Origin of the sequence: Granulicella sp. S156 (genome assembly GCF_009766105.1) — a bacterium.
In the GTDB taxonomy this organism is placed as follows: Bacteria; Acidobacteriota; Terriglobia; order Terriglobales; family Acidobacteriaceae; genus Granulicella.
Window position 1 is genome coordinate 408,192 of the sequence record NZ_LMUH01000013.1, and the last position, 16,163, is coordinate 424,354.

The 16,163-nt window shown below is 55.6% G+C and carries 10 protein-coding genes; 9 read left to right on the forward strand and 1 reads right to left on the reverse strand.

Annotation, left to right across the window (positions count from 1 at the left end; all coding sequences use genetic code 11):
- The first annotated feature begins 196 nt into the window (after positions 1-196).
- From GSQ91_RS11590 to GSQ91_RS11610, 5 genes are all read left to right on the forward strand, one after another.
- Positions 197-3,703 (forward strand): TonB-dependent receptor, encoded by a 3,507-nt coding sequence (locus GSQ91_RS11590; protein ID WP_158821702.1) that lies wholly within the window; start codon positions 197-199, stop codon positions 3,701-3,703.
- Positions 3,704-3,727: 24 nt separating this feature from the next.
- Entirely contained in the window at positions 3,728-4,669 is a 942-nt protein-coding gene (locus GSQ91_RS11595; protein ID WP_158821703.1) for a metallophosphoesterase, read from the forward strand.
- 49 nt (positions 4,670-4,718) lie between these two features.
- Positions 4,719-5,849, forward strand: coding sequence for a phosphatidylinositol-specific phospholipase C1-like protein (locus GSQ91_RS11600; RefSeq protein ID WP_158821704.1), 1,131 nt, complete (start codon positions 4,719-4,721; stop codon positions 5,847-5,849).
- 257 nt (positions 5,850-6,106) lie between these two features.
- Positions 6,107-7,909 carry a multicopper oxidase family protein gene (locus GSQ91_RS11605; protein ID WP_158821705.1) on the forward strand — a complete coding sequence of 601 codons (1,803 nt, stop codon included), beginning with the start codon at positions 6,107-6,109 and terminating at the stop codon, positions 7,907-7,909.
- Between the two features lie 152 nt (positions 7,910-8,061).
- On the forward strand, positions 8,062-10,143 hold the full coding sequence (locus tag GSQ91_RS11610) for an alkaline phosphatase family protein (protein ID WP_158821706.1): 2,082 nt from the start codon (positions 8,062-8,064) through the stop codon (positions 10,141-10,143).
- A gap of 61 nt (positions 10,144-10,204) precedes the next feature.
- Here GSQ91_RS11610 and GSQ91_RS11615 read toward each other — a convergent pair whose 3' ends face one another.
- The gene (locus tag GSQ91_RS11615) at positions 10,205-10,783 is read right to left on the reverse strand and encodes an HAD family hydrolase (protein ID WP_158821707.1); all 579 of its coding nucleotides are present in this window, start codon (positions 10,781-10,783) and stop codon (positions 10,205-10,207) included.
- Between the two features lie 456 nt (positions 10,784-11,239).
- Between GSQ91_RS11615 and GSQ91_RS11620 the strand changes: the two genes are divergently transcribed.
- The 4 genes from GSQ91_RS11620 to GSQ91_RS11635 all read left to right on the forward strand — a co-directional run bounded on the left by GSQ91_RS11620 (position 11,240) and on the right by GSQ91_RS11635 (position 16,097).
- Positions 11,240-11,482 (forward strand): hypothetical protein, encoded by a 243-nt coding sequence (locus GSQ91_RS11620; protein ID WP_158821708.1) that lies wholly within the window; start codon positions 11,240-11,242, stop codon positions 11,480-11,482.
- Positions 11,443-12,531, forward strand: a complete 1,089-nt coding sequence (locus GSQ91_RS11625) for a glycoside hydrolase family 27 protein (RefSeq protein WP_158821709.1) — start codon at positions 11,443-11,445, stop codon at positions 12,529-12,531. Before GSQ91_RS11620 ends, GSQ91_RS11625 begins: the two co-directional genes overlap by 40 nt.
- A 279-nt stretch (positions 12,532-12,810) precedes the next feature.
- Positions 12,811-14,214, forward strand: coding sequence for a collagen binding domain-containing protein (locus GSQ91_RS11630; RefSeq protein WP_158821710.1), 1,404 nt, complete (start codon positions 12,811-12,813; stop codon positions 14,212-14,214).
- 311 nt (positions 14,215-14,525) lie between these two features.
- On the forward strand, positions 14,526-16,097 hold the full coding sequence (locus tag GSQ91_RS11635; RefSeq protein ID WP_254064515.1) for a M48 family metallopeptidase: 1,572 nt from the start codon (positions 14,526-14,528) through the stop codon (positions 16,095-16,097).
- Positions 16,098-16,163: the final 66 nt, after the last annotated feature.

The following is a 16,163-nucleotide window of genomic DNA, read 5'->3' on the forward strand; positions in this document are numbered from 1 at the left end:
TCTCCTGTTAATGGCAGCGGGTCGCGGTGAAGACCTATGGGCTGAATCTCGACTATTTCCGACATGAAATGCCCTTTCGTCGCTACGCAGAGAGGGCAGTATTGCCTCATCTGCCGTCACGAAGGGATGGTTTCGTATGGAGTCTTTAGGAAAACCATTCATGCAACTGCAATATAGATAGGAAATTCTGGTGCAAATGCTAAAACGTTGTTTTTTGCTACTGGCAATGATTTGTATCGTCCTGAACTCCGCACCGTTGTTTGCGCAGTTCGAAACCGCTTCTGTTCTGGGATATGTGCGAGACAGTTCGGGTGCGGTCGTTCCTGGAGCCACTGTCTCCCTTGTCAATCAGGAAACCAAGGCTCAGGTTACCGCGCAGAGCAATGCTCAGGGGGCGTATGAGTTTACTGACGTCAAGATTGGCCAATATCAGGTCACTGCGAAAGCAGCCGGTTTTGATATCAGCACCACTCAGCCATTTACGGTTACGGTCAACGCCCGCCAGCGTGTAGATGTCGCCCTTAAGATCGGTTCCAACAGCGAGACGGTCACCGTTGACTCTGCCGCAGCATTGCTTGAGACCGACTCGAGTGAGCGCGGCCAGGTCATCGGAACCCGCGAGGTAGAGAATCTGCCTCTCAATGGTCGCGCCTACGCCGACCTTGCCGCACTTGTCCCCGGTGTCCGTCGCAACATTCTTGAGAACAGCACAGACAGCAGCCGCGATGCCTCTTTCAACGTCAACGGCCAGCGCAGCGAGTTCAATAACTTCCTCCTCGACGGTTTGGACAACAACGCCTACGGAACCTCTAATCAGGGCTTTTCCAATCAGTCAATTCCACCATCCCCAGACGCTATCTCTGAGTTCCGCGTCGAGACAGACAATTACAGTGCCGAGTATGGTCGCTCTGCAGGCGCCGTCATCAACGTAAGTATCCGCAGCGGCACCAATAAGTTTCACGGCAAGGCCTACGACTATCTTCGCAACACGGTCTTCAACGCCATCGGACCCTTTACGCCGCCGACCAATCCGCTCACACACTCGCCACAGAAACCGGTCCTCATTCGTAACCAGTTTGGTGGTACCTTTGGCGGTCCGCTGTGGAAGGACCACACTTTTTTCTTCGCAGATTACGAAGGCACCCGTCAGGTCGTGCATGCCATCAATCAGGCGACTGTCCCTACTGCCAATCAAAACGGCACCAGCTCTCTCGCCATTGCCAATGGCGGCTATACCTTCATCTCAGGGAGCAGCTCTGAGAACGGCAGCCCCATACCTCTGCTGAATCCCATCACTGGCCAGACGTATACCAACGGCGTGATCCCATTCAACGATCCTTCCGTTTCGTCCTTCGCCAAGGGGGTTCTCGCGGCTCTACCTGCTCCGAATGTTCCTGGCAATCCCTACGCTAACAACTATGCTTCTCTGCCTGCTGACACCATCAATGACGACAAGGGCGATATCCGCGTCGACGAGACCTTCAGTCAGCGCACCACAGGCTTCGTACGTTACAGCGAACATCAGGGGAAGATCGCCTCGCCGCCTAATATTCAGGGGTCGGCTGGCGGCAACAGCAACGGCACTGTCAATATCTTCAACCAGCAGATCGCCGGTGGCGTCACTCACATCTTCAATCAGAACTCGATCCTCGACGCACGCTTCGCCTTCACCCGCACCGACGGCGGTAAGAGCCCTTACGGCGCAAACTTACCGAGCCTGATGGGCGGTATCCCTGGCCTTCCGACAGATCCTCAGGTTGTTCGCAGCCTTAATGTCCAGAGCGTCAATACCTTCACACAGTTTGGCAATCAGGGCAGCAATCCTCAGTACCAGAATCCCTACGTATTCAATCCAAAGGTTAACTACACCTGGATTCACGGACGCAGTACCTATAAAGCTGGCTACGAGTATCAGGCCATCTTTACCACCATCGACGACTTCAACCCTGTTTATGGTCAGGACACCTACAACGGCGGTTTCAGCTTTACTGGTGCTACTGCCAGCGCTCTAAGCGGCTCTAATACCGGCACCAAGGAGGCTGTTGCTCTTGCAGACTTCCTCTTTGGTGCTCGCGACACCTATCAGCTCAACAACTTCGTCAACGTCCATCTCAATCAGAGAATGCATTACCTCTACTTTCAGGACGATATTCGAGTCAACTCTCGCCTCACGGTCAACGCCGGTCTGCGCTATGAACTAGTGACACCCCAGTGGGAATCCAGCAATAAGCTAGCCAACTATGATCCGGATACCCAGTCCCTTATCCAGGCCACGCCCGGCTCTCTCTACAACCGCGCCCTGGTCAACATGCCGAAGCTCGACTTTGCTCCCCGCTTCGGCTTTGCGTTCCAGGCAGATCCTAAAACGGTCATCCGTGCTGGTTATGGTCTTGGCTATGCCCAGGTCAACCGCGAAGGCGGCGAAAATCTGCTGGTCTATAACTTGCCAGCCATCGTCAACACCAACATCGTCCAGGGCCCGCAGTTTGCTAATCCCGGTGTTCTCGGTTCCCAGAAGGCTGAGCCCATCTGTACAACCGCGCAAGCCGATGCTCCGTTCAGCTCTACCAACCCCAACCCCTGCTTCCGCACCACTGCGCAGGGCTATCCGACCGGTTTCACCAGCCCTGCCAATGTCACTGCGGCCAGCAATCTCAGCACACAGGCTCGCTACATCCCAAAAAACACTTCTACCGGTTACGTTCAGAGCTACCATCTGACCGTTCAGCGTCAGCTCACGAACTCGACGACGTTCGAGGTCTCCTACGTCGGGGAGCATGGCGTAAAGATTCAGGTTCTTGCGGACCTGAATCAGTCCGAGGCCAATCCTGTCACCGCTACTTGTAACGCTTCGACCAGCTCAGGCTGTCTGTCGGTAGCAGCGCGTCGTCCTATTCCCACCTTCACCACTATCGAAGAGAGCTTGTCCCAGGGCTTTCTTAGCTACAACGGTCTCCAGACCAAGCTGGAGCATCGCACCGGTCACGGCCTCTACCTGTTAAACTCCTTCACCTACTCGCGAGCCCTGGACAACGCTTCCGGACATCTCGATACTCCCGACGGAGACAACTCCCGCATTAACCTGGCCAATCCATTGGGTGAGCGTGGTCCCTCTGCCTATAACCAGCCGCTCAACGATATTCTCACCATCGTCTACGATCTGCCCTACGGCAAAGGACGTATGTTTGGTGGCGGAGCGCCCTTCGTCATGCAGGAGCTTCTCGGCGGGTGGCAGATCACGGCCATCAACAGCGCCAGCAGCGGCATGCCGGTCAACATCTATTACACGCCCAATAGCTTTCAAACTGTCAGCCCCCTGCTCGTGCAGCGGCCCAACCAGGTCTCAAACAATGTCATCATTCCAAAGAAGCAGCGATTCAGGACATCGGGCAACCAAGGTGTCACCGCTCTGTATAGCTCCGCGTTCAGCCTCCCGGACAACAATCATCCCTATGGCAATGTCGGACGCAACTCTGTCCGCTTTGACCCCTTCTACCAACTGGATATGGGTCTTCATAAGCAATTTGCTCTTCGTCCCACAGGTACCTCGTTTGACTTCCGCGTTGAGGCATTCAACATCCTCAATCAAACCAACTATTCTTATCCGCAGAGCGGTGTTGGCTCCAGCAGCTTCGGTGTTGTAACGGCCTCTACTACCTTCCCGGCCCGCATCCTCCAGTTCGCTGGCAAGATCGTCTTCTAACCCAAAACACGGAGGGGCATCGCAATGGACCGCAGACAGTTCACTACCCTCGGTGTCGCATCGCTCGGCAGCCTGCTCACCCAGAGACTCTGGGCTGAGCAGGTGCGGGCTGCAGCCTCGCCGGACAAGTTTTATTTCGCCCTCATTGCCGACACCCACATCATCGACAACTTCTACGTCAAAGGCAGCGAAAACGGAGTCGAAGACAACGAGAGCATTCTTCTCACCACCCCTCGTCTGACCTCCGCGCGCGATCTCATCAACTCCCTCAATCCCGCGATCGAACAGGTCTTTCTCATCGGCGACTACTTCCACAACTACCCTTCCACCGACTACGACTTCTACTTCAAGAACACCACTCGTCTCGATAACGCCAAAGCCATTACGGACGGATTCAAGATGCCGATTCACCTCGGCTTCGGCAACCACGACTATGACGTGCGCCATGTCCCGCGCGAGATGAGCCACCGTCTTTTCGAAGCCAAGTTCCAGGCCAAGCCCTACTCCGTGCTGGATTATAAAGGCTACAAATTCATCCACCTGAACAACTTTCTTGGCAGCACCCAGGACCACACGTCTTCTGACTTCAATCCCAACATCGGTTCTCTTGGGGAAGAGCAGCTTCACTGGTTCGAGGCGCAGTTGCAACAGCACAAGCCCACCTTCGTCTTCATCCACTACCCGCTTATTCAGGATGTTCCTGCCGAGTTTGCCGACTATGGGCTGCAGCCTCTTCTGCGCAAGTATCAGGAGACGATTCAACTTGTCGTCTCCGGTCACATGCATAAGTGGATCGATTTCGCTCATACCTATGGGCCGCAACACTACGTTATGGCAGCTACTCGCTACGATCCGAATGCCTACATGCTCATGGAGGTAGACACGAAGCACGCCACCTGGCGCTTCATGAATGCAAGCCTCGTCGAATGGGCAACACATTACAGCCGCCCCTATCGAACCGTCTGATCAAAATACAATCGCCGCATAGCTCTAGCATCCGTTGAAGGACCTGCTCATGCTTTCGAATCACTGCCGCGCTCTCTCCGCCGTCGCCCTTGCTGTAGCCCTGGGTGGCACTCTCTCCCTAGCGCAGTCGAGCGACGGAGCTATCAAGCTCAATCAGATTCAGGTCATCGGCACTCATAACAGCTACCACGCCGGCATCGCGCCCAACGAGAGCAAACTCTGGCAAGCAAAGTATGCCGAAGCCTTCAAGGGACTCGACTACCAACACCAACCTCTCACGCAGCAATTTGACAGCGGCGTTCGTCAGATCGAGCTCGACATCTTTGCCGATACAAAGGGCGGCCTTTACGCGCATCCCTCTGGTCCATCGAACGTGGCCGCCGCCCATCTTCCTCCCGATCCCGACTTTGACCCCAATGGGATCATGACCAAGCCCGGCTTCAAGGTCATGCACGTTCAAGATGTCGACTATCGCAGCACCTGCCAGCCTTTTATCGGCTGCCTGAAAGAGGTTCGTGAGTGGTCCCATGCCCATCCGGGACATATTCCAATCTTCATCCTTGTTGAAACCAAACAGGGAAAACCCGAAGGCAATATCCACCTCACCATGCCTGAGGACTTTACCTCTGCCACCTTTGACGCCCTCGATGCCGAGATCCGCTCCGTCTTCCCGCCGGATGAACTCATCACCCCAGACGATGTCCGTGGTCACTATAAGACGCTCAATCAGGCTGTACTTGCCGGCAACTGGCCCACTCTCGCGAGCGCACGTGGCAAGGTCATATTCCTCATGGACCAACGGCCTGTTGGGCCGGTCTATCTCGCCGGTCACCCTTCATTGCGCGGTCGCGTTCTCTTTACCAACGCCGAGCCCGGCCAGCCCGATGCCGCCTTTATCGAACGCAACGACGGTCCTGCTGCCAACATCTCCACTCTCGTACGACAGGGCTATCTCATCCGCGCCCGCACTGACTCTGACACCAAGCAGGCGAGAGCCAACGACACCACGACTCGCGATGCCATGATCGCCAGTGGTGCCCAGCTCCTCAGCACCGACTATCCCGTCAATGAGCCTGCCCGTTGGGATGGCCACTTTGTCGTAGCCCTTCCCGGCGACGCAGTGGCACGCTGCAATCCCATCAACGCTTCCGCCGCCTGCAATGCCGAAGCGTTGAAGTGAACAGATAGCGAATGATCGGGTCAACGATCTCTTCAACCCCCTAAAGACCTGAAGTTCATCGCATCCCCATATAAGCGCCGATTACATCGAAGTTGGCCGAAGCTATACCGGCCTTATTGCTATCTATTGAGATCCGTTGAGGTTCTGTCTTCTATTTACCGCATGTTCATGTGGCTGAAGAAGACTAATGGAAGAACGACTCGCCTGCGTACTGGCGAGCTGAATCTGACACAACCCTCCGGAGAACGCACCGTCGAATGAAAAAGCCTGTATGGATCGCCGTGACCGTTGTATGTGTGGCGTCCTGGTGTCAATTGCTGAATGCCCAGGCTCCGTCCAGGAATGTATGTCCACGCCCACAGGCTGAGAGCCTCGTCGAAGAGCCGGAAGACCTGCGCAGTCAGAATGGCGTGTTGGAGGTTAATCTCACGGCCTACGACTCCATGGATACGAGTGGCACGAAGCGATACTGCTACTCCGATGATGCCGGCCGAGAGTCTCCCAATTTGCGCGTCAGTCCGGGTGATCTCGTGATTCTTCATCTGAAGAACAAGCTGACAGATCTCAGTCCCAGCGGCACAACAGTAGCGCACGCGCATGGGCATCCCCACACTGTGGACGATCCCTGTACGAGTGGAATCATGAGCGCGGTGTCCACCAACCTTCACTTTCACGGGCTTACAATTCCTCCAGTCTGTCATCAGGACGATGTTCTGAAAACGTCTGTACAGCCAGGTGATGCCCCCTTTGAGTACCGGTTTCGCATTCCAAAGAATGAACCGCCTGGCCTTTACTGGTATCACCCTCATATCCATGGATTCAGTAAGGAACAGCTCCTCGGCGGAGCGTCTGGAGCGCTCATTGTAGAAGGAATCGAGCGTGCAAAGAGATCGGTCGCTGGTCTGCCGGAACGAGTGTTCATCATTCGCGACCAGGACCTCGTGAATCCGAATGCACAACCCGCCCGGTCTGAGCCGGTAATTCCAAAGTTTCTGATCGATCGCGATGGAGACGCAGCCAATAACGGCACCGGTTTCGGCAAGCCGGCTAAAGACTTGTCGATCAACTACGTGCCAGTTCCTTATCCGGATTACACTCCTGCAACGATCGAGATGAAGCCCGGTGAACGGCAGCTATGGCGAGTCTTGAATGCTTCCGCGATCACGTACCTCAACCTTGAGGTGTTGGTTCGCCGTGCGCCGCAGCCTTTGGGACTTGTGGCTATGGATGGTGTACCCATGAACCATGGTGACGTGCAGAGTGATTCCGTGAATACGCAAACGCACATCGGTCTTCCGCCCGGTGCGCGCGCTGAGTTTATTGTGACTGGACCCGCAGAAGGCGAAGCCGGCTTGCTGGTGACGAGAACGGTGGACACCGGTCCCGGCGGTGAAAATGACCCGAATCGGATGCTTGCAAAGATTGTCGTTTCATCAAATGCACCCGAGCCGCGTTCGCGATTGCGGAGTTCGCCGGATTCTCTTTCTCCTTCCACGGAAACATGGCTCGGAGATGTGGCTCCAGTGCGGGTACGGCGACTCTATTTCTCTGAGAAGCTGGCCGACCCCAATGACCCCACGAGCGCTGTGGAGTTTTACCTGACCGTTGATGGACAAGAACCAAAGATGTTCGATATGAGTTCGGATCTCCCGAACATCATTGCGAAGCAGGGAACCGTTGAGGATTGGATTATAGAAAATCGCTCGAACGAGCTGCACGCCTTCCACATTCACCAGCTACATTTTCTGTTGCTCGAGTATGCAGGAAGACAGGTGAATGAGGACTTTCTGCGCGACACCGTGAATGTCCCCTACTATGACGGACGCTCACTGACATATCCAAGCGTTCGCCTTCGCATGGATTTCCGCGACCCGAATGTCGTGGGCACCTTTGTGTATCACTGTCATCTTCTCGAACACGAGGACAAAGGGATGATGGGATCGATACGAGTCGATCCGGGACCGGATATTTCAGGACCCAAAGCGACTGCTTCGTGTAGTGCAGGCGATTCCTCGGCAGACTGCACGAAAGAGTCTTCCCAGGGTCATGGATTGAAATAGATTTTCAGACGAATGAAGATGTGTTCCGTCACCTGCTTTTCCAGAAGCTGAAGATTAATTCACTTGGTGTTCAAGAAACAAATACGCGCTATTCATTTCAAAGAGCTTTTATCAATGGGGCACACCATATCACCAGGCCCCAGGAGAAAAGCATGTTTACCAGGCACCTTGTATCCAAAACGATGGGCGCGGTCCGTACGGGACTGACGTGCGCGATGATATTCGAGCTCGCGTTAGGCAGCGCGTTCGCATCCGGCCCGGCGCAAAGCGAGCCCTCTCGAGACAACGACACGAGCACACCGATTAAGCATGTGATTGTCATCATCGGCGAAAATCGCAGCTTCGATCATGTCTTCGCAACGTACGTTCCGAAGAAGGGCGAGAAGGTCTGGAACCTTCTCTCAGAAGGAATTGTGAAGGCCGATGGAACCGCCGGACCGAACTTTGCGAAAGCAGAGCAGAAGGCAGCAACTGACCGGACGCCTGACGCCTTTTTGCTGAACCCTGCTAAGGGTTCGTTTCCTGGATCGGTGCTTCCTGCGCCGCTCGTGGGCGGACCTGAAGATTCGTACGTCAAGGACGACAGCCTCACTCTTGCACAGCAGTCTGAAAATGGCCTGCCGGATGATTATTATGCCTATCTTGTGACCGGCGGCACGGGTCAGACATCCGGCACTCCCGATATACGTATCAAGAACGTGAATGCAATTCCCGCCGGTCCGTTTCAGCTGACGAACGGAGATGGGTTTACCTACAACTCATACGCAGCCAGCCCGGTGCATCGCTTCTACCAGATGTGGCAGCAGTTGAACTGCAGCGCCAAGCAGGCAACCGTTAGCAATCCCTCGGGTTGTGACGCAAGCCTGTTTCCCTGGGTAGAAGTGACCGTGGGTGCAGGCACAAACGGTCTCAAGCAGCCCGCGGACTTCAGCACAGAGTATTCTCCCACGGCTACGACTACCGGTGAAGGTGCGGCCTCCATGGGCTTCTATAACGTCCAGAATGGCGATGCCCCTTACTTCAAGTATCTCGCCGATAACTATGCGATGAGTGACAACTTCCATCAGTCCGTCAATGGTGGTACCGGCGCCAATCACATCATGTTCGGCCACGGTGATGCTATCTGGTTCAGCGATGGCAAGGGCCAGCCGGCTCTTCCGCCCCACAACATCAAAGTTAATCCGGGCACCGCCAACTCCGGTGTGGTGGACGAAGTTGAAAATCCCAACCCGGCAGCCGACACCAACAACTGGTATTCGGAAGATGGTTATGGTGGTGGTTCTTATGGTTCCCCGTCCTACGGCGGCGGTTCTTATACCGACTGCTCGGATAAAACCCAGCCGGGCGTGGCGCCTATCGTGGATTACCTCGCATCGCTGCCGACGCCTATCTCTCCCCGCTGCGAGAAGGGTCACTACTACCTTCTTAACAATTACAACCCGGGCTACTTCGGAAACGGCAAGAACGCCTATACCGACACCAACCCCGACAACACCGTCTTTACCATTCCGCCGTCCTCCGTCCCCAGCATTGGCGACGACCTGATCAAGAACCACGTTTCATGGAAGTACTACGGCGACCAGTGGAACAACTATTTACCGGACCCCTATCAGCTCAACTCCAGCGCGATCGGCAGCAAGACCGACGAATACTGCACCATCTGCAATCCTTTTCAGTACGACACGTCCATCATGAGCGATGCTGCTGTACGCACGGCTCATATCCAGGACACCGAGAATCTTTACCAGGACATCCAGGATGGAAAGCTTCCAGCAGTCTCCATCGTCAAGCCCAGCGGATTGGTCGACGGGCACCCGTCTTCTTCCAAGCTGGACTTGTTTGAAGGATTTACCCAGAAGATCGTGGATGCAGTGAAGGCCAATCCAGAACTCTGGAAAGACACTGCTATCTTCATCACTGAGGATGAGGGCGGCGGCTTCTACGATTCAGGGTATGTACAACCGCTGGATTATTTCGGCGACGGTACGCGTATTCCTCTGATCGTTGTATCTCCCTATACGAAGGCAGGTCACATCTCCCACGAGTATGCCGACCACGTATCTATCTTGAAGTTTATCGAGGCAAATTGGGGATTGGAGACTGTCTCAAGGCGTAGCCGCGACAACTTCCCCAACCCGATTGCCTTGCCCTCAAATCCCTATGTGCCGGTCAATAGCCCGGCTATCGACGATCTCATGGGCCTGTTCGACTTCAGTGGTCCGGGATACTTCTAGCTAAAGCTAAGATCGCCGGGGTTGGCTTCGCCAACTCCGGCTTTTCTTTTTTAAACACAATCTAGGCAAGCGCTAGGGGGACGGCTTCTTCCCAGTGTCCCTGTGCCTTCAGGATAAGTTCTACGACCTCGCGTGCGGCGCCACGCCCTCCAGGTCTGCGAGTCGTGAAGTGGCAGATCGCCTTCAACTCGGGCGCGCCATCGGCTACGCATACTCCCAGACCGGCTCGCTGCGCCAAAGGGATGTCCGGAAGGTCGTCGCCCATATAGGCAACCTCTTCTTCGGTCACACCTGCCTTCTGCAGGCACTCCTCGAAAGCCTGGGTTTTCTTTGCCTGGCCCAGATAGACAAAACTGACCTTCAGTTCCTGGGCACGTTTGGCAACTGCCGGTGAAGATCGGCCGGTGATAAAGCCGGTCTGGATTCCCATTGTGTGGGCAAGCGACAACCCCTGTCCGTCCTGCGCGTTGAATACCTTCATCTCGGAGACCGTCGCATCTCCGGAGCCGCCCGTTGTCGAAATCAGACAGACGCCGCCATCGGTCAGCGTGCCATCGACGTCCATCAGGAACAGTTTGATCTTGCTGGCACGGGCCAATACATCGGGTGAGGCAAGGGAAGCCAGGGAGATGTCGGACATGGAACGATTCTAAAGCAGTGTCTAGAGCCTGTTGGAGATTGCAGTAACTGAGGGTTTTCGGCCGGAAGGGTTTGTCCCAAACCCTTTAGTTTCTTATTTCGGAATGAAAATCTTGACAGGGGAACCTGCGGAAGCATAAAAAGCTCCCGCCTAAATGAATACGTATACATTTAAGGCGAAAACGCATGACAAGTAGCCAGATTCTCGTCGGTTTCCGGGCTGGATCTGGATTAAAGACAGGCGCCGCTGAGCCTTTGTTGTGGTGCTCTGCAGGCGATAGCGTTTCCCTCCAACCAGGAAGTATCGAGCAAAAGAGGAGAACAGATGCATATAACCGGAACTAGACAATGGGCCCGCATTTTTACTGTTTGCGATGGTTCGAGATTCTCGCCAGATACACTCCAAAAACAGACCAGCTCAAAAGCTGGATGGCGAAGCCTGCTATCGCTGGTGGGCATGCTCATCCTTTTCGTGAGTTCGTCGCGAGCACAGGTGAATGGTCAGGGGCAGCTTCCCTATCTGGGCTGGAGCAGTTGGAGCCAGGAGACGATCAGCGGTGAGAGTTGGCTGACGGAGGCCAATATCAAAGCTCAATCCGACGCTCTAAAGGCGTCGGGGCTGCAATCGCAGGGATTTGTGTATATCAACATTGATTCGGGATGGCAGAACGCTTCGATGCGAATGGCCGCCCGGAGGTGAATACCACTCAGTTCCCGGATGGCATGGCGGCAACGATCGCATACATCCACGCGAACGGGCAAAAGGCCGGCATCTATTGGATTCCTGGCGTGCAGGAACCGGTATGGGAGTCGAGTGACTTAATTCTCGGCACTTCTTACACCGTAGCCAGCATCGTGAACTCGAATCTTCCCGGCAACGCCTTTGCCATAGGGAATGGACCTCCATATTGGCACGCGAAGATCGAGTTCTCACAGCCTGGAGCGCAGCAGTATGTAAATTCAGTCGTTGCTCTCTTTGCCTCCTGGGGAGTCGATTTCATTAAATTGGATGGAACGACCCCTGGGTCTGACGATAACGATCTCACCGTGGATAATCGCCCTGATGTTCAGGCATGGTCGCAGGCCATCGCACAATCGGGTCGTCCGATTTGGTTGACGGTTTCATGGGCCCTGGATCACGACTATCTCAGCACCTGGCAGACGTATGCCAATGCCAGAAGGATCGAGAATGACGTGGAGTGCTATTGCAGCACGCTCACGACATGGGCGGATGTCGCGCTGCGGTTCAACGACCTCGTCACCTGGGAGAACAATGCTGGCCCAACGGTCGGATGGAACGACCTGGACTCCATGGAAGTCGGCAATGGGAACCAGGATGGATTGACGAACGACGAACGGCAGAGCACGATGTCGCTTTGGGCCATCGCCAATGCTCCTATGTTTGTGGGGGACGACCTGACGCAATTAGACAGTTTCGGGTTGCAACTCCTGACGAACAGCTCGGTGATCGCAGTGGATCAGTCCGCAAGTCCAGGGACCCAGATTACGTCTGGGAATAACCCGGTCTGGGCATCTCCCAAGTTAAGCAATGGGACTTACAACGTTGCGCTGTTCAACCTAAACGGTAGTAGCTCTACGACAACCGTTAACTGGAGCAGTCTGGGGTTCAGTGGCTCGGCGGACGTCTATGACCTCTGGAACAATGTCGATCTTGGAACCTTCACAAACAGCTATAGTGCCTCGCTCAGCACGCATGCTTCAGCTCTTTTGAGAGTCACGCCCAACTAGGAGTGTCTGAGGAATCCGGAAGAGCATTTTTTCTTTTGCCGCTGAGACAGGCCAACGCTTTAACCTAAGGTCTATCTCAGCGGCTTGTAGGTGCCTCAACGCCATGTTGAAAAGCACTTCCTACTGAGTGCATACAGGTGTGGCATGTGTGCTTGTGGGGTATATGCCGGAATTGAATATCACCAGATCCCGTTTCTGTTGCGACAGATCCGCCACGCAAAAATCATGACGCACAGAATTGGGCACTATCTGATCGTTAGTTGTTTTAGGATCGACGTCATGATGCGTTTGCTTCCGGTGTTGTTGCTGTTGGCGATTCCGGCGTATGCGTCTTCTTGCATAGAGATTTCGGTCTGCGCGGCTTACTCAAGCAAAGATATTCCATTGATCTTTCGGGGTGAGGCGGTTGAGGTTACGACTGAGCCGTTGCCTCCGCCGCCAGCGGGGTTAGCGCTCCTGCGCCGTGCGACGGATAACGTCCGGTTTCTGGTTCGTGAGGTTCTAAAGGGTAAGCTGCCGAGCCAAGAGATCACGATTCAGGTGCCCACGGGGGCTTATCAGGTTGGGCATGAGTACCTGGTCTATGTCGGTGCGAATGGGCCGACTAACGCATTATTTGCCAATAGCTGTGTTCATCAGCAAGACCTTTCGAAGGCGGATGGGGGGGCGTCGGATCTGCAACTGCTGCGAGATTTGTCTTCGGCGGACAGCAAAGGGGTAATTTTCGGCAGACTCTACTTGCGCGGATCGACCACAGGCGGCGATGCGGCTCCGGTGGAGGACGCAGAGGTAATGGTTTCGATCCAGGGGCCAGTGAGTCGTGAGGCGCAGGCTGAGCGCGGCAGCGGAGAGCAAGTCTACCTATTGGCCGGCGTCCCACCGGGCGACTACGTCGTGGCGGCAAAGGCTGCGCCGGGCGTGGCGGTGATACCGGTGGATAAGGCGGGTGGACCGATTTCGGTCGCGGCAAACAGTTGCCGGGAGGTGGATTGGTTCTTGCGAGTGGACAGCCATATCCGCGGGCGAGTGACGGATGCTGCGGGGCGGCCGGTGGCGCGTGCGAACGTAGGGCTGTTCGCGCGTGGAAAGGACGAGGCAGGGCTGGCCCGCGGGCGGGTTGCTTCGTTTGCATACATGGTGACCGATGTGGATGGACGGTACGAATTCGCGGGAGTGAATCCCGGCGACTACAGTGTGGTACTGCATCCTTCTCCGGCGAAGGAGGAAGATCCTTATCCACCGGTCTTCTATCCGGCACAGACGCTGCCTTCAGACGCAACGGTGCTGCACCTGAAGGGGGCGGAGACGCTGGAAGGGATCGACTTAGTAAGGCCCGCGCCGCTGCGTGTAGCAACGGTGCATCTGGCGGTGAAGAGAGCGGACGGAACACCGATCGAGAACGCGATGGTAATAGTGACCGACCCGGCAAGCGCGGTCCAGACTGCTGCGACAGGGCGGACGGATTCGAACGGCCTCCTGGAGGTGCAACTGTTTGCGGAGCGGGAGTACACGATCACAGCTTCGACGCCGGACCCGACGGGGCAGGTGCAGGAGTCGCCGCAGTGTGCGGGGCCGGTGGAGTTTGTTGCAGAGGATGAGATGGACCTAGCTCCCCTCGTCCCAGATAAGACGTTCCACGCTTGCCGTTCGGCAGCGCGGCCGGGCTTATTAGGTCACAACTGAAAAAACTCAGGTCAAACCAAATCGTTCTCCACCCGAGGCTCGCTGTTCGATTCTGGTGACTATCTCTAAACGTTCTTCCCGCTATCAGGAGGATCGCTGCATACGGACCAGGGCCGGCAACCAGAAGTGCGTTGGGAAATACGAGGAGACGATCCTGGAGTGAACCCCTGAGGTGAGACAGGGTAATAAGGGGACGGCGATTCATTGGGCTGTCTCCCTATAATGGCTCAATGTACGCTCCTTTACGTCTCCTTCTTCTGCTAGCGGTTCTCCCAGTTACAGCTCAGACAATGCAGCAGCAGACGGACAACATGGCCAGTCTCCCGAAGGAACGGCTGGGCACTGTGTCGTTTCCCATTTCCTGCACAGCATCATCGCAAGCGGCCTTCAACCGTGGTGTAGCACTGCTGCATGACTTTTGGTACGAGGAGGCGCAGGCCCAATTCGATCGGATCACCAAGAGCGATCCTGGCTGTGCGATGGCCCACTGGGGTGCTGCGATAAGCATCTTCCACCAAATCTGGGAGCGTCCGGATGCCTCCGATATGAAACTCGGATGGGCGGAGATGCAAAAGGCGCAATCGCTGCCTGTGGGCACGGAACGTGAACGCGCTTATATCGCCGCGCTCTCCGGCTTTTATAATCCCGCTCCCCAGGATTATCCGGCTCGCATCGCGGCCTACTCCACACAGATGGGCAACTTGTATGGTCGTTATCCCGACGATGTGGACGCTGGAGCTTTCTACGCACTCTCATTACTGGCCGCCAAAGCGCCAGACGACACAAGCCTGTCACAGGAGCACAAGGCGATGGCGGTGTTGACGCCGCTCTTCGTAAAGTATCCCGATAATCCCGGCGTGGTGCATTACATCATTCACGCCTGCGACAATCCGGCAATGGCCGCAGCTGGTCTGGCTGCCGCCGATCACTATGGCGAGATCGCGCAGTCCGGCCCGCATGCCTTTCACATGCCCGGACACATTTACTCGCGGCTGGGCATGTGGCCGCAGGACATTGCTTCTCAACTTGGCTCGATAAAGGCTGCGCAGGCAGCTGAGGCGCGCGGCGAGAGCGGCATTATGGATGAGCCGCACTCCTATGACTTTGTGCTGTATGCCTATCTGCAAACCGCCCAGGACGATCGCGCCAAAGCTGCTCTTACTGAGATCTCAGCGCCGTTGACGATGATCGCATCGATGCCCGGGATGGGAGCCGGCTACATGGCGGGAATGGTCTCGTACTATCGGGTGAAGCTCCCCGTTTTCTATGCGCTTGAGATGCGCGATTGGAGATCGGCTGCGGCGTTGGAGCCTTATCCCGGTTCGCTGCCGGAGCCCGCAACTCTGGTGTACTGGGCGCGAGCGATAGCTCATGGACGCTTGCACCAGCCTGAGCAGGCCAAGACCGATCTTGCTCGATACGACGAATTAATTGCCGAGATCAAGAAGGGCAAATCCGCTTACGTAGCTGAGAACACGTCCGTGCAGATCCAGCATAGCGAGATATTGGCCTGGAACTCATACGCGCAGGGGAAGCAAGCGGAGGCGCTAGCGACCATGCGCCGTGCGGCTGACCTCCAGGACAAAGTCGGCCAGGGAGAGGTCGACATTCCGGCGCGTGAAATGCTAGCGGATATGCTTCTAGAATTCGGCCATTCGGAGCAGGCACTCGCCGAGTACGAAGTTGCTCTCAAGCTCAGCCCTAACCGATTCAACGGCCTCTATAACGCTGGACGGGCTGCTGAGGCAACCGGGAACAGGGAGAAGGCCGAGTTTTACTACGCTGCTCTCCTCAAATCCACCGGCAACGGCCAAAACTCCGTGCGCCCTGAGCTCGCTCACGCCAGAACCTTCGTTTCCTCCACTCAGACCGCACAGAAATAATCTCGGCAGAAGCTGACGTGTCCGAATCTCGTTACCGCGCTTAGAGCAGTTCTCGTAATAGCGTGA

Bases quoted from the DNA above. Each gene is read 5' to 3' on its own strand.
- GSQ91_RS11590 (WP_158821702.1), top strand. From the start codon at position 197: ATGCTAAAACGTTGTTTTTTGCTACTGGCAATGATTTGTATCGTCCTG.
- GSQ91_RS11595 (WP_158821703.1), top strand. From the start codon at position 3,728: ATGGACCGCAGACAGTTCACTACCCTCGGTGTCGCATCGCTCGGCAGC.
- GSQ91_RS11600 (WP_158821704.1), top strand. From the start codon at position 4,719: ATGCTTTCGAATCACTGCCGCGCTCTCTCCGCCGTCGCCCTTGCTGTA.
- GSQ91_RS11605 (WP_158821705.1), top strand. From the start codon at position 6,107: ATGAAAAAGCCTGTATGGATCGCCGTGACCGTTGTATGTGTGGCGTCC.
- GSQ91_RS11610 (WP_158821706.1), top strand. From the start codon at position 8,062: ATGTTTACCAGGCACCTTGTATCCAAAACGATGGGCGCGGTCCGTACG.
- GSQ91_RS11615 (WP_158821707.1), bottom strand. From the start codon at position 10,783: ATGTCCGACATCTCCCTGGCTTCCCTTGCCTCACCCGATGTATTGGCC.
- GSQ91_RS11620 (WP_158821708.1), top strand. From the start codon at position 11,240: ATGCTCATCCTTTTCGTGAGTTCGTCGCGAGCACAGGTGAATGGTCAG.
- GSQ91_RS11625 (WP_158821709.1), top strand. From the start codon at position 11,443: ATGGCAGAACGCTTCGATGCGAATGGCCGCCCGGAGGTGAATACCACT.
- GSQ91_RS11630 (WP_158821710.1), top strand. From the start codon at position 12,811: ATGATGCGTTTGCTTCCGGTGTTGTTGCTGTTGGCGATTCCGGCGTAT.
- GSQ91_RS11635 (WP_254064515.1), top strand. From the start codon at position 14,526: ATGGCCAGTCTCCCGAAGGAACGGCTGGGCACTGTGTCGTTTCCCATT.